At 63.8% G+C, this 19,314-nt stretch carries 19 protein-coding genes and 1 tRNA gene; 11 read left to right on the top strand and 9 right to left on the bottom strand.

Features of this window, described 5'->3' with window-relative positions:
* Positions 1 to 551 precede the first annotated feature (551 nt).
* From L630_RS0110130 to L630_RS0110105, 5 genes are all read left to right on the top strand, one after another.
* Positions 552 to 1,361 carry a glycoside hydrolase family 108 protein gene (locus tag L630_RS0110130; protein WP_024848143.1) on the top strand — a complete coding sequence of 270 codons (810 nt, stop codon included), beginning with the start codon at positions 552 to 554 and terminating at the stop codon, positions 1,359 to 1,361.
* On the top strand, positions 1,361 to 1,609 hold the full coding sequence (locus tag L630_RS0110125) for a hypothetical protein (protein WP_024848142.1): 249 nt from the start codon (positions 1,361 to 1,363) through the stop codon (positions 1,607 to 1,609). The genes L630_RS0110130 and L630_RS0110125 overlap by 1 nt, the downstream gene beginning before the upstream one ends.
* Positions 1,610 to 1,729: 120 nt before the next feature.
* Positions 1,730 to 1,903 carry a hypothetical protein gene (locus tag L630_RS0110120; RefSeq protein WP_156941757.1) on the top strand — a complete coding sequence of 58 codons (174 nt, stop codon included), beginning with the start codon at positions 1,730 to 1,732 and terminating at the stop codon, positions 1,901 to 1,903.
* Positions 1,903 to 3,048: a helix-turn-helix domain-containing protein gene (locus tag L630_RS0110110; RefSeq protein ID WP_051473186.1), complete on the top strand. Its 1,146-nt coding sequence runs from the start codon at positions 1,903 to 1,905 to the stop codon at positions 3,046 to 3,048. Before L630_RS0110120 ends, L630_RS0110110 begins: the two co-directional genes overlap by 1 nt.
* Before the next feature lies 1 nt (position 3,049).
* Complete coding sequence (locus L630_RS0110105; RefSeq protein ID WP_024848138.1) at positions 3,050 to 3,325, top strand: DUF6378 domain-containing protein; 276 nt, start codon at positions 3,050 to 3,052, stop codon at positions 3,323 to 3,325.
* 72 nt (positions 3,326 to 3,397) lie between these two features.
* Here L630_RS0110105 and L630_RS0110100 read toward each other — a convergent pair.
* From L630_RS0110100 to betI, 5 genes are all read right to left on the bottom strand, one after another.
* Positions 3,398 to 3,474, bottom strand: a tRNA-Pro gene (locus L630_RS0110100).
* Positions 3,475 to 3,546: 72 nt separating this feature from the next.
* On the bottom strand, positions 3,547 to 5,010 hold the full coding sequence (gene betB / locus L630_RS0110095) for a betaine-aldehyde dehydrogenase (protein WP_024848137.1): 1,464 nt from the start codon (positions 5,008 to 5,010) through the stop codon (positions 3,547 to 3,549).
* A 64-nt stretch (positions 5,011 to 5,074) separates the two neighbouring features.
* Positions 5,075 to 6,727, bottom strand: a complete 1,653-nt coding sequence (gene betA, locus L630_RS0110090; RefSeq protein WP_024848136.1) for a choline dehydrogenase — start codon at positions 6,725 to 6,727, stop codon at positions 5,075 to 5,077.
* Entirely contained in the window at positions 6,727 to 8,253 is a 1,527-nt protein-coding gene (betC, locus tag L630_RS0110085; protein ID WP_024848135.1) for a choline-sulfatase, read from the bottom strand. The genes betA and betC overlap by 1 nt, the downstream gene beginning before the upstream one ends.
* Positions 8,250 to 8,840: a transcriptional regulator BetI gene (gene betI, locus L630_RS0110080; RefSeq protein WP_024848134.1), complete on the bottom strand. Its 591-nt coding sequence runs from the start codon at positions 8,838 to 8,840 to the stop codon at positions 8,250 to 8,252. The genes betC and betI overlap by 4 nt, the downstream gene beginning before the upstream one ends.
* 177 nt (positions 8,841 to 9,017) lie before the next feature.
* Here betI and L630_RS0110075 point away from each other — a divergent pair, with 177 nt between their 5' ends.
* The gene (locus L630_RS0110075) at positions 9,018 to 10,184 is read left to right on the top strand and encodes an acetyl-CoA acetyltransferase (RefSeq protein WP_024848133.1); all 1,167 of its coding nucleotides are present in this window, start codon (positions 9,018 to 9,020) and stop codon (positions 10,182 to 10,184) included.
* On the top strand, positions 10,181 to 10,924 hold the full coding sequence (locus L630_RS0110070) for an SDR family NAD(P)-dependent oxidoreductase (protein WP_024848132.1): 744 nt from the start codon (positions 10,181 to 10,183) through the stop codon (positions 10,922 to 10,924). Before L630_RS0110075 ends, L630_RS0110070 begins: the two co-directional genes overlap by 4 nt.
* Here the strand turns inward: L630_RS0110070 and L630_RS0110065 are convergent, their stop codons facing one another.
* Positions 10,925 to 11,719: a DUF3750 domain-containing protein gene (locus L630_RS0110065; RefSeq protein ID WP_051473185.1), complete on the bottom strand. Its 795-nt coding sequence runs from the start codon at positions 11,717 to 11,719 to the stop codon at positions 10,925 to 10,927.
* A 14-nt stretch (positions 11,720 to 11,733) separates the two neighbouring features.
* Here L630_RS0110065 and L630_RS0110060 point away from each other — a divergent pair, with 14 nt between their 5' ends.
* A complete protein-coding gene (locus L630_RS0110060) occupies positions 11,734 to 12,738 on the top strand; it encodes an asparaginase (RefSeq protein WP_024848130.1) in 1,005 nt (334 codons plus the stop codon).
* Between the two features lie 9 nt (positions 12,739 to 12,747).
* On the opposite strand, the gene L630_RS0110055 is transcribed toward L630_RS0110060, so the two are convergent.
* Entirely contained in the window at positions 12,748 to 14,175 is a 1,428-nt protein-coding gene (locus tag L630_RS0110055) for a methylmalonyl-CoA mutase family protein (protein ID WP_024848129.1), read from the bottom strand.
* A 225-nt stretch (positions 14,176 to 14,400) separates the two neighbouring features.
* Here L630_RS0110055 and L630_RS0110050 point away from each other — a divergent pair, with 225 nt between their 5' ends.
* Positions 14,401 to 15,966, top strand: coding sequence for a helicase HerA-like C-terminal domain-containing protein (locus L630_RS0110050; protein ID WP_024848128.1), 1,566 nt, complete (start codon positions 14,401 to 14,403; stop codon positions 15,964 to 15,966).
* Between the two features lie 78 nt (positions 15,967 to 16,044).
* On the opposite strand, the gene L630_RS0110045 is transcribed toward L630_RS0110050, so the two are convergent.
* Together L630_RS0110045 and L630_RS0110040 are read right to left on the bottom strand one after the other, a co-directional pair.
* Positions 16,045 to 16,608, bottom strand: coding sequence for a L,D-transpeptidase (locus L630_RS0110045; protein WP_348601896.1), 564 nt, complete (start codon positions 16,606 to 16,608; stop codon positions 16,045 to 16,047).
* 321 nt (positions 16,609 to 16,929) lie between these two features.
* Positions 16,930 to 17,592, bottom strand: a complete 663-nt coding sequence (locus L630_RS0110040; RefSeq protein WP_024848126.1) for a haloacid dehalogenase type II — start codon at positions 17,590 to 17,592, stop codon at positions 16,930 to 16,932.
* Between the two features lie 135 nt (positions 17,593 to 17,727).
* Here L630_RS0110040 and L630_RS0110035 point away from each other — a divergent pair, with 135 nt between their 5' ends.
* Positions 17,728 to 18,603 (top strand): branched-chain amino acid aminotransferase, encoded by an 876-nt coding sequence (locus L630_RS0110035; protein WP_024848125.1) that lies wholly within the window; start codon positions 17,728 to 17,730, stop codon positions 18,601 to 18,603.
* Positions 18,604 to 18,710: 107 nt separating this feature from the next.
* Entirely contained in the window at positions 18,711 to 19,313 is a 603-nt protein-coding gene (locus L630_RS0110030) for a superoxide dismutase (RefSeq protein ID WP_024848124.1), read from the top strand.
* Position 19,314: the final 1 nt, after the last annotated feature.

Raw genomic sequence — 19,314 nt, 5'->3', positions numbered from 1 at the left:
CGCCGCGCAAAAAATCAAGCCCATGCAGGCGCTCTACTTTAGCCATTTTTCACCCCAGACCCTCGGTCGCCTTCTCTAGGTGAGATACGCAAGATCTTCAAGCGCCAGTCCGTCTTGAGCTGTCGCTCGTATTATGCTCCGTGACAGCGATTTGGCTCTGTTTCTGTGCTCTAGGTTCTGCTGCCCCTCCTAACATCATCATCTTCCCATCACGAAACCTGCCAGCCGGCAATGGCGGGAAGGGGGAACCTATGGCAGCCGCGGGGCGATAACCTGCCCAGCAGACGCGACTGGCGGCACTACCGAAAATGTGGTGCCAGCGTCGCTATGGCGATCGCTATTCCGATGAGAGCAATGATCAAGGCGATGAGCTGCATGCCCGTGAGGGGTCTGTGCATCGCGTTCCCTGTGCCTGAGCGTACTACTTTCGGATGATCTAGCACGCGCTTAGACGCCGGTCACCCTCAGACGATCGTCTGAGGAAAACCCTCCGAGGCGCGGCCTCCCCCCATCCCACAACCAGCCAGCCGGCAACGGCGGAAGGAGAAGACATGGACCGCAACTTCCAGCGGGCGCTCCCGCTCGTCCTCAAACATGAAGGTGGCTTCGTGAACCATCCGGCAGATCCGGGTGGGGCGACCAACAAGGGCGTGACGCTGGCGTCGTTCCGCGCCTATGTGAAGCCGAACGGAACGGTCGATGATCTCAAGGCCATCACCGATGCGCAGGTCGCGACCGTCTATTACCGCCATTACTGGTCGGCGGTGAATGCGCAGGCTCTGCCGTCCGGTATCGACTACGCCGTCTTTGACTTTGCGGTGAACAGCGGACCGGCTCGCGCGGCCAAATATCTGCAGGCGGTGCTCGGTGTAGCGCAGGACGGCCGGGTCGGGCCTCAGACGATTGCAGCGGCCGAGAAGGCGAATGCGCGTGATGTGATCGATGCGCTTTGTGACAACCGGCTGGCCTTCCTCAAGCGCATCAAAAACAACGGCAAGCTGATGTGGGAGACCTTCGGCAAGGGCTGGTCGCGCCGAGTTGAGGATGTGCGCAAGACCGCTCAGCTGATGGTGGGCCATCCAGCCGACGTCAAAGAGGTGGTGCGGGAAGTTTCGGTTCCGGTCGANAAGCCCACGGTCCCGNTGTCGGTNGAGAACGAGGTCAAGCAGAAGACCGGGCTGTGGTCCTGGATCACTGGTCTCTTCTCGTCCGGCGCGCTCGGCCTTGGTTGGCTGGCCGGGATGGACTGGCAGGCAATTGTCGCGATCGGCGGTGTGGTCCTCGTCTTCCTTGTCGTCATCTTCCTGATGCGCCGGCAGATCATCGCCGGGGTGAAGGAGATCCGCGAGGGGCTGGCCTGATGTTCGGCCTCTCCACCGTCAAGCTCTACGCGCTCGCGGCAATGGGCGCTGCAATCCTTCTCACATGGTCGCACGTCTCCGCCTATCGGGCCGGGGCTGAAAAAGAGCGTGCGGCCACTCTCTCCCGATCAGTCGAGGCTCTGCGCGAAAGGACACGCGTCGATGAAAAGATCAGCAATATGGATGATCGCGGTTTGTGCGCCGCTCTTGGGGGGCTGCCAGACGAGTGCAACGGCCTCGATTTGTGACGGCTGGCGCAAGCTAACCCCATCCGCCGAGACGCGGGCCTTCATCATCGAGCATGACCGGCCATTCGCGATTGGCGTTGCCTCGCATAACGGATTTGGCGCTAGCCGGGGATGCTGGAAATGAAAGACGCCTTCCTCGATAAGACGACGACGCTTGTCGCAATGGCGGGCATTGCTTCCCCAGCTTGGATACCGCCGCTCAAAGACCTTTCCGAGATCGCTGGTCAGTTGATGCCAATTTTCGGTGTCGCTTGGCTTCTCGTGCAGATCGTCACCAAACTACGAGGCAAGTAATGGGCGGCGTACCAGTCAGCACGGCGGAGCTGCTGGAAACCCTAGCGGCATTTGAGCGGCACGACGGCAATTACACCAAAGCCGGTCGTGAGCTGGGCATCAGCGACAACACGGTCAGGCGGCGGCTCGAAACGGCTCGGAAGCAGGGCCTGCACCTTTCCGATGGCGCTCGCGAAGCCATGGCGGCAACCCGCCTCAACGGCTATGAAATTGCAGGCGGCTACCGTCACATTTACGACGATGAGGGCCGCAAAGTCGAGACGGTTCGCTGGAACGCGCCGAAATCTGAGCGACAGCTAGACGAGTACCTTGGCAGGATTAGGGCGGCTTTCGAGGACATCCCCGCCGCCGAGCCCGTCCCCATGCCGGAAGCAGTTGAGGAAGACCTTCTGGCTTTCCTCCCCCATGCCGATCTGCACATGGGCGCGGTCGCGACTGAGGATCAAACAGGCGGGCGTCCATACAATCCCGAAGTTGCAGCCGAGCGCTTCAAGGCTGGCGTGACGGAATGTGTGATGGGTATGCCGCCGTGCGCAAAGGCGGTGATCGTTGACGCGGGGGATGCCACACATGCCAACGACGACACCGACCGCACGCCTCGCAGCGGTCACAAGCTCAAGGTTGAAGGCACGCATTTCCAGAATATCGGGCGGCTGATCGAGCTTGAGGTGTTCAAGATCGACCTGGCATTGCAGCGGCACCGCGAGGTCGAGTTCTATTCCATCCCCGGCAATCACGATCCGGGCACGCCCGCGCCGGTTCTCTACGCGCTACAGCAGCGCTACCGCAACGAGCCGCGCGTGACGATCCATGTGTCAGAGAACGAGTTCTGGCAGATGAATTGGGGTATTGCGTTCCTTTGCGGCCATCACGGCCACAACCGCAAGCCGAAGGACGTATGCGCCGAGCTTCCGGGGAAGTATCCCGAGCAGTGGGGTAGGGCCCGTCAGTGGCACTACTTCTCGGGCCACTTCCACAACTATCAGTCGGTTCCGTATGGGCCGGTGAGGCATCATCAGCTGCCTTCGGTGGTGAGCCTCGATACCCATGCCGCATGGGGTCCGTATCAGGACGGCGCGGGGATGCTCGCCATGACCTTCCATAAGCGCCACGGCCTGAAGAACATGCTTCTCGTTGGGATTTAGAATGAGTATCGCAGACGAAGCGAAAGCCATCGTTGCCGGGGCTCGGCGTGAACAGTACGGCGGGCCAGAACGCGGGTTCGAAGCCATTGCCCGCTTCTGGCAGGCCTACTTCGAGAACACAGGACGCGGCGACGTGAAGATCACCGCAGCCGACATCTCACCGATGATGCGGCTGTTCAAAGAGGCGCGGCTTTGCCACACACCAAATCACCGCGACAGCCTCGTTGACCTCATCGGCTACACGCTGACAGGGGCGGAAGTGAACGGGGTGGAGTGACGTTTCGGTCCGGGTATCGGTCCGGTAAAATTTTGCGGGATTTTTTGTAGGGTGCTAAGTAGTTGATTTAACTGGTCGGAGTGGCAGGATTTGAACCTGCGACCCCCTCGTCCCGAACGAGGTGCGCTACCAGGCTGCGCTACACTCCGTGGCCAGTGGCCGGGCTTATAGCGTCCTCCTCTGGACCCTGCAAGCCCGGCCAGCGAACTTTTTTGCAATTTTTAGTAGGGGCTCTCCACATCCCCGGTTTCGACGTAGACCGACTTCAGCTGGGAGTAGTGATCGAGCGCCGCGAGCGAGTTTTCGCGGCCGATTCCGGACTGCTTGAAGCCGCCGAAGGGGAGCTCCGCGGGCGCGAGATTATAGTGGTTGATCCAGCAGCTGCCCGCCTTGATCTCGGCGATGACGCGGTGCGCGCGGGGAAGATCGCGGGTGAAGACGCCGGCGGAGAGGCCGAACTCGGTGTCGTTGGCGCGGGCGATGACCTCGTCCTCCTCGGAGAAGGTCAGAATGCTCATTACTGGCCCGAATATCTCCTCGCGGGCGATGCGCATGTCGTCCTTCACGCCGGTGAAGATGGTGGGTTCGACATAAAAGCCGTTCTCAAAGCCCTGGAGGCGCGGCACGCCGCCGCCATGGTGCAGCGTGGCGCCTTCGTCCTGGCCGATCTTGATGTAGCCGGTGACCTTGTCGTGCTGCGCCTTGTTGATGAGCGGGCCCATCTGCGTCTGCGGATCGAGCGGGTCGCCGATCTTAATTTTTGCGGTGCGCTGGGTGAGGCGCTCGACGAATCGCTCGTAGATGCCGTTCTGGACGAAGACGCGGGTGCCGTTGGAGCAGACCTGGCCGGTGGAGTAGAAGTTGGCGAGCATGGCGCCGCCGACGGCGTTCTCGACATCGGCGTCGTCGAAGATGATGAGCGGCGACTTGCCGCCGAGCTCCATCGTCGCGTGCTTCATCAGCGAGCCGGCAATGCCGAGCACCTTGCGGCCGGTGGGCACCGAGCCTGTGAGCGAGACTTTTGCGACCACCGGGTGGCTGATCAGCGCGCCGCCGACGTCGCCAAAGCCCTGGACGACGTTGAACAGTCCGTCGGGAAGGCCGGCCTCGGTGTAGATCTCGGCGAGCGCAAGGGCGCTGAGCGGCGTGTTCTCCGACGGCTTGAAGACCATCGCATTGCCCATGGCGAGGGCGGGGGCGGATTTCCAGCCGGCGCCCTGAATCGGATAGTTCCAGGCGCCGATGCCGACGCACACGCCCAGCGGCTCGCGGCGCGTGTAGGCGAACGGGCCGCCGAAATCGACATAGTGGCCGTAGAAGCCGGCGACCACGCCGCCGAAGAACTCCAGCGCCTCGGCGGCGGAAGCCGGGTCGGCGACGGTGGTCTCCTGGATCGGCTTGCCGGTGTCGAGGGTCTCGAGCTCGGAGAGCTCCTGGTTGCGGGCGCGCAGAATGTCAGCGGCGCGGCGCAGGATGCGGCCGCGGTCGGCCGGGCGCATGCGCGCCCATTTGTCCTGCGCCTCGCGGGCAGCCTCGATCGCCTGTTCGATGATCGCGGGCGTGGCGGCATGCAGGCGGGCGATCACCTCGCCGGTTGCCGGATAGATGACGTCCATCGGCTGGCCCTGGTCGTCCTCGACGAAACGGCCGTTGATGTAGTGCGAAGCTTTTGGCTGGGCGCGCATGGGAATTGTCCTCTCGTGTTGGCCGATCCTAGCCGAAATTGACGGTGCGTGCGCGGGGCCGGGCCTAGCGGTCCGACTCACGCCAGCGCGGGTTGATCCACGGTTCCTGATTCGACGGGGCGAGCGGCTGCCGGCCAAGGATGTGGTCGGAAGCCTTCTCGCCGACCATGATCGACGGCGCGTTGAGGTTGCCGTTGGTCACGCGCGGGAAGATCGACGAATCGGCGACGCGCAGGCCCTCGACGCCGATGACGCGGCATTCGGGGTCTACCACCGCCATCGGGTCGTCGGCGCGGCCCATGCGGCAGGTGCCGCAGGGATGGTAAGCGCTCTCGACGTGCTCGCGGATGAAGTCGTCGAGCTGCTCGTCGGTCTGGACGTGGGCGCCGGGCGAGATTTCCCGGCCGCGGTAGAGGTCGAACGCCTTCTGGCCGAAGATCTCGCGGGTAAGGCGAATGCAGTGGCGGAAGTCGGCCCAGTCGTCCGGGTGCGACATGTAGTTGAAGCGGATGACCGGCTTCTCCCACGGATCGGCCGAGCGGAGCGTGACACTGCCGCGCGACTTGGAGCGCATCGGGCCGACATGGGCCTGGAAACCGTGCGCCTTGGCTGCGGCCTTGCCGTCGTAACGGATCGCGATCGGGATGAAGTGGTACTGGATGTCCGGATAGTCGACGCCGGGCTTCGAGCGCACGAAGGCGGCGGCCTCGAAATGGTTGGAGGCGCCAAGGCCAGTCTTAAAGAACAGCCACTGCGCGCCGATCAGCGCCTTCGAAAACAGGTTGAGCTTGGAATAGAGCGTGATCGGCTGCAGCGATTCCTGCTGGATGTAGAGCTCCATGTGGTCCTGGAGGTTCTGGCCGACGCCGGGACGGTCGGCGACCACCTCGATGCCGTGCTGGCGCAGATGCTCGGCCGGGCCGATGCCGGAGAGGAACAGCAGTTTCGGCGAGTTGATCGAGGACGCGGCGACGATGACTTCGCGGTTGGCGCGCACGACCTGGATGCCGCTGCGGTTCTCGATCTCGACGCCGGTCGCGCGGCCGTTCTCGATGACGACGCGGCGGGCAAAGCCGTTGACGAGCCTGACGTTCGGGCGCTTGAGGGCCGGCTTCAGATAGGCGTTGGCGGCAGACCAGCGGCGACCCTGATGGATCGTCTGTTCCATGGGGCCAAAGCCTTCCTGCTTGGAGCCGTTGTAGTCGTCGGTCGTCTCAAAACCTGCCTGCCGGCCCGCTTCGACGAAGGCGGTGTAGAGCGGGTTCTTGCGCGGTCCACGCTGGACGTGCAGCGGGCCGCTGGTGCCGCGCCAGCCATCCTCGCCGCCCTTCGAGTTCTCCATGCGCTTGAAGTAGGGGAGGACGTTCGCATAGGACCAGCCGGTCGCGCCCTGCTCGGCCCAGTGGTCAAAGTCGCGCGCGTGGCCGCGCACATAGACCATGCCGTTGATGGACGAAGAGCCGCCGACAACCTTGCCACGCGGGGTGGCGAGCACGCGGCCGCCGATATGCGGCTCTGGCTCGGTCTGGAACCCCCAGTCGTAGCGGCGCATGTTCATTGGATAGGAAAGGGCTGCCGGCATCTGAATCAGCGGCCCGAAGTCGGAGCCGCCGTATTCGATGACGATGACGGAGTGTTTTCCGTCCTCGGACAGCCTGTAGGCCATCGCCGAGCCGGCAGAACCCGAGCCGACTATGACGAAGTCAGCCTGTAGCATTACTCACCTCTTGGAAATCGTTGACGCTCTTCGAGGACGTTTAGGTCCATGTGGTTGCGCATGTAGCGCTCGGAGGCCTTCTGCAGCGGCTGGAAGTCCCACGGGTAGTAGGCGCCGTTGCGAAGGGCCGGATAGACGACGAGGCGGCGAGCCTGGCTTTCGCGCACGGCCGCGTCGTAAGCGGGAATGTCCCAGCGTGCCGCGACCATTGCCTCGAACTCGGCGACAAGGGCCTCATGGGCAGGATCGGCCGCGAGGTTGGTCAGCTCGAGGGGATCTGCCTCGAGGTCGAACAGCTGTGGCGGATCGGCGGGGCAGTGGATGTATTTGAAGCGCTCGGTGCGGATCGCGACCATCGGCGCGATGGAGCCCTCGGCGGCATATTCCATATAGACGGGAGCGCTGCGCTTGCCGCCGCGCATCAGCGGCTTCAGCGTGTCGCCGTCGGTCCAAGGCCGGATCGCCTCGATGTCGATGCCCGCGAGGTCGCAGAGTGTCGGGAGGACATCGAGGTTGGAGGTCGGTGCATCGACCCCGGCCGGGGTGATGCCGGGGCCGGCAATCATCAGCGGCACGCGCGACGAACCTTCAAGGAAGGTCATCTTGAACCACAGGCCGCGCTCGCCGAGCATGTCGCCATGGTCGGAGCAGAACACGATGAGCGTGTCGTCGAGCATGCGCGTGCGCGCGAGCACATCGACCAGCGTGCCGACATGATCGTCGATGTAAGAGATGTTGGCGAAGTAGCCGCGGCGCGAGCGGCGAATGTCTTCGTCCGTCAGTGAGAACGAGCCGTAGTCGCTGGCGTCATAGAGCCGGCGGGAATGCGGATCCTGCTGTTCATAAGGAATGAAGCCGACCTGCGGGTCGAGGTGCTCGCAGTCCTCGTAGAGGTCCCAGTACTTGCGTCGCGCGACATAGGGGTCGTGCGGATGGGTGAAGGAGACCGTCAGGCACCAGGGCTGCTGTCCGGCATCCTCTGACTGACGCGCGAGCTGGTAGAGCTTCTGCACCGCATGATGCGCGACCTCGTCATCATATTCGAGCTGGTTGGTGATCTCGGCGACGCCCGCGCCGGTCACCGAGCCGAGGTTGTGATACCACCAGTCGATGCGCTGGCCGGGCTTTGTCCAGTCCGGGGTCCAGCCGAAGTCGGCTGGATAAATGTCGGTCGTCAGCCGTTCTTCAAAGCCGTGCAGCTGGTCGGGACCGACGAAATGCATCTTGCCCGACAAGCAGGTGTGATAGCCGGCGGCGCGCAGGTGATGCGCGAAGGTCGGGATCGACGATGCGAACTCGGCCGCGTTGTCATAAACCTGCGTGCGCGAGGGCAGCATGCCGCTCATGAAGGAGGCGCGGGCAGGGGCGCAGAGCGGCGAGGCGGTGTAGTTGTTGTTGAACCGAGCCGATCGGGCTGCGAGCGCTTTGAGGTGGGGCGTGTGCAGGAAGTCGGCCGGACCATCCGGGAACAGCGTCCCGGTCAGCTGGTCCACCATGATGATGAGAATGTTCGGCCGTGTCGTCATCCGCCTCGTTCCCCCGACAACTTGTGATCGAGATAGTCCTCCACGAGCGCGATGGCGCTCGCGGCATCGGGTGCTGCGCTGCGCAGTGCGCAGCGGATGTAGAGCCCGTCGATGAGCGCCGCGACGCCCTCGGCCGTGCGGGTCGCTTCGTCGAGCGGCAGCAGGTGGCGCAGGCTGCTCATCAGGTCCGAGTGCAGGCGACGCGCGTAGATTAAAAGAAGCCGGCGCATTGGCTCCGAGCGCTGGGCTTCGACATAGAAGGCGAGCCAGGCGGAGACCGTCTCGGTGCTGAACTGGCTGTTCGCGAAGTTGACGGCGACCAGCGCCGACAGGCGTTGACGCGGATCGGTGACGCCGCGTAGCGCGTTGGCCGCGTCGTGGCCGAGCTCCCGCAGAATGTGGCGCATGGTCTCCTGCAGGAGACCTTCCTTGGCGCCGAAGTAATGATGGGCAAGCGCCGCCGAGACGCCCGCGCGCCCGGCAATCTCCGTCATGGTGACGTCGAGCGAGCCGTGCTCGCCGATCACCGAGATCGCAGCATTGATCAGCGCCTTGCGGCGCACTGGCTCCATTCCAACCTTTGGCATTTCGCGCTCCTTGCGGCCGCGAAGCTATTTTTGATTGAGCCATCAATCAAGAAAAAATGCTGACGCTGCGGGAAGTGGCGGCTCTTTACGAGGCTACGCAGACAGTTCATGGTTGAACAAACATTGGGCGATGAAGGCGGCGGCCTTCATGCTATGCTCGACCGCGGGAGAGAGACTATGACTGCAAACATTGTGGGTTGGGCGCATTCGCCCTTCGGCAAATTGACTGACGAGACGGTCGAAAGCCTGATCGTCGGTGTTGCGCGCGATGCGCTGGACCATGCCGGCATCGGGCCGGACGATGTCGACGAGATCGTTCTGGGCCACTTCAACGGCGGTTTCTCGGCGCAGGATTTCACGGCGAGCCTGGTGCTGCAGGCTGACGACCGCCTGCGCTTCAAGCCGGCGACGCGCGTGGAAAACGCCTGCGCCACCGGTTCGGCGGCGGTGCGTCAGGGCATACAGGCGATCGACTCGGGCGCAGCGCGCATCGTCTTGGTGGTCGGCGTCGAGCAGATGACGACGACGCCGGGGCCGGAGATCGGTAAGAACCTCCTCAAGGCCTCCTACCTGCCGGAAGACGGCGACACGCCCGCAGGCTTTGCCGGCGTCTTTGGCAAGATCGCCGCTGCCTATTTCCAGCGCCATGGCGACCAGTCAGATGCACTCGCCTACATCGCGGCCAAGAACCACAAGAACGGCGTCGAGAACCCGTATGCGCAAATGCGCAAGGATTTCGGCTTCGAGTTCTGCCGCACTGAGAGCGAGAAGAATCCGTTTGTCGCGGGGCCCCTGAAGCGCACCGACTGCTCGCTCGTCTCGGATGGCGCCGCGGCGATTGTGCTAGCGGACGATGAAACCTCAAAGCAGATGCGCCGGGCCGTCACCTTCCGCGCTAACCAGCACGTGCAGGACTTCCTGCCGATGTCGAAGCGCGACATCCTGCTGTTCGAAGGCTGCTCGGAAGCGTGGGCGCGGGCGCTGAAACAGGCGGGCGTGACGCTCAACGATCTGTCTTTTGTCGAAACCCATGACTGTTTCACCATCGCTGAGCTGATCGAATACGAGGCGATGGGCCTTGCGAAGCCGGGGCAGGGCGCAAAAATCGCGCTCGAAGGCCAGACGCAAAAGGATGGCCGCCTGCCGGTGAACCCGTCGGGCGGACTGAAGGCGAAGGGCCATCCCATCGGCGCGACAGGCGTTTCTATGCATGCGCTCACCGCGATGCAGCTCATGGGTGAAGCCGGCGGCATCCAGATCAAGGACGCGACACTCGGCGGCATCTTCAACATGGGCGGCGCGGCCGTCGCCAACTACGTGTCGATCCTCGAACGGATCAGATGAAGCCGTCGGCCGTCGTCACCGGAGGAGCATCTGGAATCGGACTGGCGACAGTCGAGTGGCTGCTGGACGACGGCTGGCCGGTCGCCGTCCTTGACGTGAACCCTGAGGCGCTTGCTTCCGCCGAGGACATGCTCGCGGGCGAGAGCGCGATCTTCATTCCAGTCGATGTGACCGATGAAGAAATGGTCTCCGACGCCTTCGACCAGGTCGCGGACGTCTTGGGACCCATCGGCGGTCTCGTCAACTCGGCAGGCGTGGCGCATGTCGCGCCATGCCTCGAGACGAGCGCCGAGCTCTTGCGCGAGATGCTGGACATCCATGTCGTCGGTTCATTCATCACCTCGCGTGCGGCGGTCGAGCGGATGGCGGAGACGCTGTCGATCGTCAATCTTGCGTCGGTGTCCGGCATGCGCGGCAATGAGGGCCGGATGGCGTTCGGTGCGTCCAAGGCAGGTGTCGCGTTGATGTCGCAGGTGATGGCGGTGGAACTAGCGCACCGCGATGTGCGCGTGAATTGCGTGGCACCCGGCGTCATAGAGACGCCGCTGTCGGCGCGGCTGCACGACGAGAACATGCGCCAGGAATGGCTGCAGCACGTCCCGCTAAGCCGACATGGCGAGCCGGACGAAGTGGCGGCGGCAATCGCCTTCCTGCTGTCGCCTGAGGCCGCCTACATTACCGGCCAGACGATCGCCGTAGATGGCGGTTTCATGGCCGCCGGGATGCGGCGCAGGCTCTAATTAGTCGAGGCCGACGCGGCCGAGAGCAGGGATCTTCAGCGCCGGGCGCAGGAAATCGATGCCGGCCACCGCTCCCATGAAATGAAACTCGATGCCGCTGCGCAGGCCGACGGCGAAGCCGGCGAGGCCGTTCAGCGTAAAGTGCAGATCGCGCCAGTCGCTCGCGACGCGCAGCGAGACTGGGCCCTCGGCATAGTCGCGGCCGGCGGCGTTGGGTGGCAGCACCGTGCCGAGCGCCGGTACCGCATTCAGCACATGGGCAACAAATGTGTTCGAGTTCGGGCCCGGCCAGATCCGGTAGCCGCCGCGCTGGGAATATGGGTAAGCGGCAATGGCCGCTTCGACTTCGGGGATGAGGCGTTCAGCCTCCTCGCCCTGAATTTCGCGGATGATCGACGGCTGGTTGGAATACCAGTAGGCGTCGGCGGCGTAGCCGTTGATGCGGATCGGCGAGCCCCAGCCGACCTTGTCGTATCGCTCATAACTGTGGGCACCGGGCTTCTTGAGCACGATCCAGCTATGCACCGAGACCGCTCCCTTCATGCCGCCGGTGCGCGCGGCCATGATGTAGATCGCTGCCTCGGGATCGTCGGATGCGGGTGGCAGGATGCCGCTCGACTCCCAGTTTGCCGAGCTCCAGGAGGTGGGCCGGTCGGCCATCGCCCACCAGGCTGCCGTGGCGGCAGTTGGCGCTACGAAGACGATGAGGATAAATAGGAGAACGCCTCTCAAAAGCCTGAGCGGTCGCAGGCGCCGATGCGCCGGTGGCGGAGAAACGAGAGGCAGAGAACTCATGTCTGGACGAGATAATGACAAATCCGGTTCTGGTTGAAGTCACGCGCGGTAACATCGTCGAGAGCACGCACCGCGGGTCTGTTGCGGTCGTCGATGCCGATGGCGGCGTGGTCCTGGAGATCGGCGACATTGACCGGCCGGTATTTCCGCGCTCGGCGGTAAAGGCGATCCAGGCTCTGCCGTTCGTCGAGTCTGGTGCGGCCGACGCGTTCGGCTTCGGCGTTCGCGAAATCGCGTTTGCTGGCGCCTCGCATTCCGGCGAGCCAAAGCACGCTGCGCTTGCCGCCGCAATGCTCGATCGGGCAGGGCTGTCGCCGGGCGCGCTCGAATGCGGCGCACACTGGCCGACGCGTCAGGAAGCCGCGCTGGACCTTGCCCGGCACGGCCAGATGCCGATGGCATTGCACAACAATTGTTCCGGCAAGCACTCAGGCTTCCTGTGCACCTGCCAGCACCTGCGGCTCGACTACAAGGGCTACGTGAAGCGCGAGCATCCGCTGCAGCAGATGGTGCGCGAGGCGATGGAATCGGTGACGGGTGCGGTACACGGCATCGACAATTGCGGGACCGACGGCTGCTCGATCCCAACCTATGCCGTCCCGCAGCGCGCGCTGGCGCAGGGTTTTGCGAAAATGGCGACAGGCGTGGGCCTTGCACCGAAGCGGGCAGAAGCCGCCAAACGCATCCTCGAAGCCTGCATGGCCGAGCCGTACTATGTTGCCGGAACCGACAAGCTCGACACCCGACTGATGCAGGCCGCGAACGGACGCATCATGATCAAGACCGGGGCCGAGGCCGTCTATTGCGGCGCGATCCCGGAACTGGGGCTCGGCATCGCCATCAAGTGCGACGACGGCGCGGTGCGTGCTTCGGAGGTTATGGTCGCAGCCGTACTTGCCAAGCTGATGGAGAAGGACGAGGAGCTGGCGGCGAAGCTCAGGGAGTTCGCGCATCCGGTGATGCACAACTGGAACGGCATCGAGGTCGGAACGCTCAGGCCAACGCAGGCGCTGGCCTGAGACCATCGATCAGCCTTGCGCCAATAGCTCGTCGAAGCGGACGGGCGCGAGGCGGTCGCAGCGGGCGACGCCCTCGGTCGGCCCCGGGCGGGCTGTCGCTGCCAGCGTAGCAGGAGCGACGTCTTCCTTCGGCTGGTCGATCGTGGTGCCGACGATGGAGAAGCTGCCCTTGCGCAGCGCAAGCAACCGCTGCTCCCGCGCCTGGAAGACGCGCTGCTGCACGAAACCGGCCGCGAGGCTGGTCAGCAGACCGCCTTCTTCCTGAATCCGGCGGAACTCTTCCCAGCCAGCATCGCAGAGCGAGGCGACGAGGATGTCGAGATCCTCGGACGACGCGGCCGGATCGGCAAGCGACGACAGGTGCGTCTCGTCGGCGATCACCAGCTGCAGGTCGCGGGCGATGCGGCGCGCATGCGCATCCGGCAGGCCATGCGGCTGGGTATGCGGCAGGACGCTGACGGTATCGGCGCCGGCGGCTGCCGCCGCGGAGGCCGCGAGCGAAGCGCGGACGATGTTGGTCTCGACCGAGCGTACCGACATCATCCGGTAGGAAGTTTCGGCGTGGATCTTCGGTGGCAGGGCTGGGATGTTGCAGATCTCCTGCACCTTGGACCACAGGCGACGCAGCGCCCTAATCTTGGCCACTGAAATGAACTGGTCGTGGTCGACGCTGAGCGAGAAGCCGATATGCGGCGCGGCGTAGACCAGTGGCTGCCGCGCATCGATGAACATGCGCAGATACGACACGGCTGCAGACAGCATCACGCCAAGTTCCTGCGCCTCGCTGCCGCCGGCATTGTGGACGACGCGCCCGTCCGCCTCGAGAAGCACGGCGGGGATGCCAAGGCCGAAGAAGTGGCCGAGTGAGGGGGGCATCGACGCCTGCAGCGCTGCCACCGACATGCGCAGCGTGCCGCTGCCGGCAAAAAGGGCTGCCGGATCAATGCCGAAGGAGAGGCTGAGGCGGGCCGGGTCGACCTTCTTGCGCCGAGCAAGCTCGATCAGCCAGTCAACCGACGCGCGGCTTGCGGGATGCATGTCCATGCGAAGGTGGATGCGGTTGAGCTGGATGTTGTGCAGCACCGCCGCGAGCGATTCCGGGCGGGCTGGAAGGCCATAGCCGAACGCATTCGGCGCGCCCTCGAACACGATCGAAAGGCCGGTTGCGCCGCCGGCAATGTCTTCCTGGGCCTGATGATTGGCGCGACGCGGATCGACGTCATCGATGCGCTGGACGATCGTCCAGCCGGCACCGGCGTTGCCTTCCATGGCCGCGGCGCCGACATCGAGCCGCGGCTGCTGGAAGCGGAGATCCGCGCTGCGTGGAGGTTGTGGCGCGTCAGCACGACGCTTGATGACCGCCTGCCGCCCGATTTCCAGCCAGTCCGCCCGGTTCATCGGCGGGAAACTGCCTGCGCTGATGATTGCCGCTTCCATCTGCTTTCCTCCGCATCGAACCCTTAGTTTAGGGTGGGTACCCTGATCCCGCAATGCAACGGACGTTCTCGAAGTTTGATCGCAACGGGACGCGGGCATTTCCGAAACCGCTGTGATGAATCGGCCACGGCCTCCTGACCATTACCTCATTGGCAGCAAGTAAAGCGCTGGATATACGAGGAGACGATACCCACTCAGTGGCACCGGACACGCGGGAGAGGCAGGATGTGGCAGGACGAGCAGAAGAGCATTTTCGTCGGCGGTAGCCGAAAGCCGGATGACAGCTACCAGAAGGCGGAAGAGCTTCTGCTGAAGTATGCCAACCGCCACGGCATCATCACGGGCGCAACGGGCACCGGCAAGACCGTGACCCTGCAGATCCTGGCCGAAGGGTTCTCCAATGCCGGCGTGCCGGTGTTCTGCGCGGACATCAAGGGCGACCTCGCGGGCCTGTCGCAGATGGGCGTGTCGCAGGATTTTCTCCACAAGCGCGCCGAGGCCATCAAGCTTGAGCCTTACGAGTTCGCCGAGTTCCCGGTGATCTTCTGGGACCTGTTCGGAGAGCAGGGCCACCCGATCCGCACGACGATCTCCGAGATGGGGCCGCTGCTGCTGTCGCGGCTGATGAACCTGACGGAAGCGCAGGAAGGCGTGATGAACATCGCCTTCCGCCTTGCCGACGAGGAAGGCCTGCTGCTTCTCGACATGAAGGACCTGCAGGCGATGCTGACCAACATGGCCGAGCGCGCGCAGGAAATCGGGGCCCGCTATGGCAATGTCTCGCGCCAGTCGGTCGGCGCCATCCAGCGCCAGCTGCTGGTGCTCGAGCAGCAGGGCGGCAACTTCTTCTTCGGAGAGCCGGCGCTGTCGATTAGCGACCTGATGCGCACGACGCGCGACGGCCGCGGCGCGATCAACATGCTTGCCGCCGACAAGCTGATGAACAACCCGCGGCTCTACGCGACCTTCCTGATGTGGCTCCTTTCGGAGCTGTTCGAGGAGCTGCCGGAAGTGGGTGATCCGGCTAAGCCAAAGCTCGTCTTCTTCTTCGACGAGGCGCACCTGCTGTTCAACGATGCGCCTAAGGCGTTCGTCGAGCGGATCGAGCAGGTCGTGCGCCTGATCCGTTCGAAGGGCGTCGGCGTCTACTTCGTCACCCAGAACCCGCTCGATGTGCCCGAGACGGTTCTGGCCCAGCTCGGCAACCGCATCCAGCACGCCCTTCGTGCCTACACGCCGCGCGAGGCCAAGGCCGTAAAGACGGCGGCCGACACCTTCCGTCCGAACCCCGACTTCGACTGCGCGACGGCGATCACCCAGCTCGGCACCGGCGAGGCGCTGGTGTCTGTGCTGGAGGAGAAGGGCATTCCGTCGATGGTGCAGCGGACGTTGATCCGTCCGCCCTCAGCGAAAATGGGGCCAATCACGCCGGAAGAACGCCGCAAGGTCATGGAAATGAGCCCGGTGCGTGGGCTGTACGACAATGCGATCGACCGCGAGTCGGCTTACGAAATCCTGCAGAAGCGTGCGGAGGAATCCGCCCGCGCCAAGGAGCAAGACGACCGTCGCGTTGAACAGGAGCGCCAGCGCGCCGATACCGGCGGTGGCGGCTGGACGCTGCCGGATTTCGGCGGCGGTGGCGGCAGCAGCCGGCAGCAGGGCCGCTCGCGCAGTACCGGCAACCGGCAGACGGTTGCGGAAGCCGCGATCAAGTCAGTCGTGCGCACGGTCGGTTCGACGCTTGGCCGCGAACTAGTGCGCGGCATCCTCGGCAGCCTGCGCAAGCGCTGAGACAGACTGAAAAAAGAAAACGCCGTGCGGACCAGTCGGTCGCATGGCGTTTTTCCTGTGCCCGATGTGGCGAGCGGATCAGGTGATCCGCAGGCCCGAGGTGACGATGATCGGCGATTTCGCAGCGACGCGCTCATAGAGGTCGATCACGTCCTGGTTGATGAGGCGGACGCAGCCCGACGAGACCGACTTGCCGATCGACCACCATTCCGGCGAGCCGTGCAGGCGATACAGCGTGTCCTTACCGTTCTGGTAGATGTAGAGGGCGCGTGCACCGAGCGGGTTGTTGACGCCCGGCTCCATGCCGCCAAGCCACTGCTTGGTCTTCGGATCGTAGGTCGTCGCGTACTTCTTGAGGTTCGGCTGACGCTCGATCATCTCTGCCGGCGGATGCCAGCGCGGCCACGGCTGCTTCCACTCGATCACGCCTTCACCGGACCACTCGAAGCCCTGGCGGCCGAGACCAACGCCGTAGCGAACCGCGCGGCGGAACGGCAACACGACATAGAGGAAGTGGTTGCCGGTATCGACGACGACCGTGCCGGGACGCTCGCCGGTCGGGTCAGCGACGATCTGGCGATGGTAGCGCGAATCGATCTTCTGATACGGAACCGCCGGAATGTTGTGGCCACCATCAGTCATCGCCGCATACATCAACGCTGGAGGCGCGAGCTCCGGCATCGGCGGCGGGGCGAAAGGGGTGCGCGCCGCAGGACGCGATTCGCCCGAAGTGGTTTCAGAACAGCCTGCGAGCGCAGCAGTCGCAATTGTCGCGGTTGCTGCCGTGAGGAGGGAGCGCCGGGAGATCATGGGATTGGACACGTTGGTTCCAGTTCAAGGTTGTGCGGGCTGTATAGGTATCGCGGCGGGCGTTGTGCAACCGCGAATTGCCCCTCGGCAGTCCTATCCCGTGAGTGATTCGCCACCTGTTGTTCTTTCGCCACGCTGACGTAGCGATGCTGCTCAAAAAGCAGTCAGGAGACCCTCGAGCGACGGGAGGATCAGGTTCGGCTCGTGATCGAGGTATTCGTCCGGAAGGTCGGAGCGGTTGATCCAGACCGTGTGGAAGCCGAACTTCTGCGCGCCGGCGATGTCCCAGCGATTCGATGACTGGAACGACACGGCGTCTGGGTAGAGCCGCCAGCTGGTGGTGACCAGGTCGTAGACCTCCGGGGCGGCCTTGAACTTGCGGATCTCGTCGACGGAGAAGATCTCATCGATGACGTGATCCAGCGCTGCCGAGCGCACGGCGGCCTGCAACATGGCTGGCGAACCGTTCGAAAGGATGGCGATGCGGCCTCCAGCAGCCTTGAGCTCGCGCAGGATGCGAGGCACTTCCGGATAGCAGTCGAGATGCCAGTAGGCTTCAAGCAGCTGCTTCTTCATGCCGGGATCGGCGGAAGGCACCAGCCGGAACGCCGTATCGAGCGCGTCTTCGGTGAGCTGCCAGAAATCGCGGTAGCTGCCCATCAGCGTGCGCACCCACGAATATTCCAGCTGCTTGGCACGCCAGATGTCGGACAGCCGCTGACCCTCCGGCCCGAGCCTCGCCGCATGGCGCCGCACGGCGGCGTGGACGTCGAAGAGGGTGCCGTAGGCGTCGAATACGTAAGCAGAATGTCTCATGGTGTCAGTGACTTGAACGCAGGTGCAGCATGCGGTCAAGCGAAAGAGACGGCTGGACTGATCGATGTTTTCAAGCTGTCGGTTGACGCAACGGGACAAAGCGCCTTCGATGCCGCTCAAAGAAGGAGATCAGTCATGAACCTTGCGAGCCCGGCCGAAAGCACGACTTGGACTTACATTGAGGGAGACTGGTACGAAGGGAACGTCCCTGTGATCGGTCCCCGCAGCCATGCGCTGTGGCTCGGCTCCAGCGTGTTCGACGGCGCCCGCTGGTTCGAGGGGATCGCGCCCGACCTCGACCTCCACTGCGCGCGCATCAACGAGTCCGCCACCAATCTCGGCCTGAAACCGACGGTCGGCGTGGAAGAAATGGTCGCGCTTACCTGGGAGGGCATCAAGAAATTCGACGGCAAGACGGCGATCTACATCCGTCCGACCTACTGGGCCGAGTATGGCGGCTACATGGGCGTGCCGGCCAATCCGGATTCGACGCGCTTCTGCCTCTGCCTCTACGAGTCGCCGATGCTGCCGCCGTCCGGCTTCTCAATCACGGTGTCGCCGTTTCGCCGGCCGACGCTTGAGACGATGCCGACCAACGCCAAGGCAGGGTGCCTCTATCCGAACAACGGCCGTGCGATTCTGGAGGCGCGGAACCGCGGCTTCGACAATGCGCTGGTCCTCGACATGCTCGGCAACGTTGCCGAGACCGCTTCTTCGAACGTGTTCATCGTCAAGGACGGCGTGGTGATGACGCCCGTCGCGAACGGCACATTCCTCGCTGGGATCACGCGCTCGCGCATCATCGGACTGCTGCGGGAAGCTGGCTTCAAAGTGGTCGAGAAAACGCTGAAAGTGCAGGATTTCCTGGACGCGGACGAGATCTTCTCCACCGGCAACCACTCCAAGGTGGTGCCGATCATCAAGATCGAGGACCGCGAGCTGCCGCCCGGACCGGTGGCGAAGCGGGCACGCGAGCTTTATTGGCAATGGGCCCATTCGACAGCTGCGTAAAGAGGCGCTAAACATCGCGGGACATTGCGCCGCCGAGGGTTGTGAAGCCGCGGTGCGCGCCTATGTACAGTTCGAACCCAGACCATTTCAGCGAGGGAGATATTGCCATGGCCTTTGAACTTCCGGAACTGCCGTACGACTACGAGGCTCTCCAGCCGTTCATGTCGAAGGAGACGCTCGAGTACCACCACGACAAGCATCACAAGGCCTATGTCGACAACGGCAACAAGCTGGCCGCTGAAGCAGGCATGGACGGCCTGTCGGTCGAGGAAGTTGTGAAGCAGTCCTTCGGCAAGAACCAGGGCCTCTTCAACAACGCTGCCCAGCACTACAACCACATCCACTTCTGGAAGTGGATGAAGAAGGGCGGCGGCGGCACGAGCCTTCCGGGCGCGCTGCAGAAGGCAATCGACAGCGACCTCGGCGGCTACGACAAGTTCCGCGCCGACTTCATCAATGCTGGTACGACCCAGTTCGGTTCGGGCTGGGCATGGCTGTCGGTCAAGGACGGCAAGCTCGAGATCTCGAAGACCCCGAACGGTGAGAACCCGCTGGTCCATGGCGCGTCGCCGATCCTCGGCGTCGACGTCTGGGAGCACTCCTACTACATCGATTACCGCAACGCCCGTCCAAAGTACCTCGAGGCGTTCGTCGACAGCCTCATCAACTGGGACTACGTCCTGGAGATGTACGAGGCGGCGACGAAGTAAT

This window comes from Aminobacter sp. J41 (assembly GCF_000526635.1).
GTDB lineage: Bacteria > Pseudomonadota > Alphaproteobacteria > Rhizobiales > Rhizobiaceae > Aerobium.
Note: the sequence above shows the minus strand (reverse complement) of the source record. Positions and strands in the feature narration are given on the sequence as shown.

Coding starts and splice junctions, on each gene's coding strand:
- L630_RS0110065 (WP_051473185.1), bottom strand. CDS start 11,719: ATGAGTTCTCTGCCTCTCGTTTCTCCGCCACCGGCGCATCGGCGCCTG.
- L630_RS0110120 (WP_156941757.1), top strand. CDS start 1,730: ATGAAAGACGCCTTCCTCGATAAGACGACGACGCTTGTCGCAATGGCG.
- L630_RS0110110 (WP_051473186.1), top strand. CDS start 1,903: ATGGGCGGCGTACCAGTCAGCACGGCGGAGCTGCTGGAAACCCTAGCG.
- L630_RS0110075 (WP_024848133.1), top strand. CDS start 9,018: ATGACTGCAAACATTGTGGGTTGGGCGCATTCGCCCTTCGGCAAATTG.
- betB (WP_024848137.1), bottom strand. CDS start 5,010: ATGCGCGCCCAGCCAAAAGCTTCGCACTACATCAACGGCCGTTTCGTC.
- L630_RS0110070 (WP_024848132.1), top strand. CDS start 10,181: ATGAAGCCGTCGGCCGTCGTCACCGGAGGAGCATCTGGAATCGGACTG.
- L630_RS0110030 (WP_024848124.1), top strand. CDS start 18,711: ATGGCCTTTGAACTTCCGGAACTGCCGTACGACTACGAGGCTCTCCAG.
- L630_RS0110105 (WP_024848138.1), top strand. CDS start 3,050: ATGAGTATCGCAGACGAAGCGAAAGCCATCGTTGCCGGGGCTCGGCGT.
- L630_RS0110050 (WP_024848128.1), top strand. CDS start 14,401: ATGTGGCAGGACGAGCAGAAGAGCATTTTCGTCGGCGGTAGCCGAAAG.
- L630_RS0110125 (WP_024848142.1), top strand. CDS start 1,361: ATGTTCGGCCTCTCCACCGTCAAGCTCTACGCGCTCGCGGCAATGGGC.
- L630_RS0110055 (WP_024848129.1), bottom strand. CDS start 14,175: ATGGAAGCGGCAATCATCAGCGCAGGCAGTTTCCCGCCGATGAACCGG.
- L630_RS0110040 (WP_024848126.1), bottom strand. CDS start 17,592: ATGAGACATTCTGCTTACGTATTCGACGCCTACGGCACCCTCTTCGAC.
- betC (WP_024848135.1), bottom strand. CDS start 8,253: ATGACGACACGGCCGAACATTCTCATCATCATGGTGGACCAGCTGACC.
- betA (WP_024848136.1), bottom strand. CDS start 6,727: ATGCTACAGGCTGACTTCGTCATAGTCGGCTCGGGTTCTGCCGGCTCG.
- betI (WP_024848134.1), bottom strand. CDS start 8,840: ATGCCAAAGGTTGGAATGGAGCCAGTGCGCCGCAAGGCGCTGATCAAT.
- L630_RS0110045 (WP_348601896.1), bottom strand. CDS start 16,608: ATGACTGATGGTGGCCACAACATTCCGGCGGTTCCGTATCAGAAGATC.
- L630_RS0110035 (WP_024848125.1), top strand. CDS start 17,728: ATGAACCTTGCGAGCCCGGCCGAAAGCACGACTTGGACTTACATTGAG.
- L630_RS0110060 (WP_024848130.1), top strand. CDS start 11,734: ATGACAAATCCGGTTCTGGTTGAAGTCACGCGCGGTAACATCGTCGAG.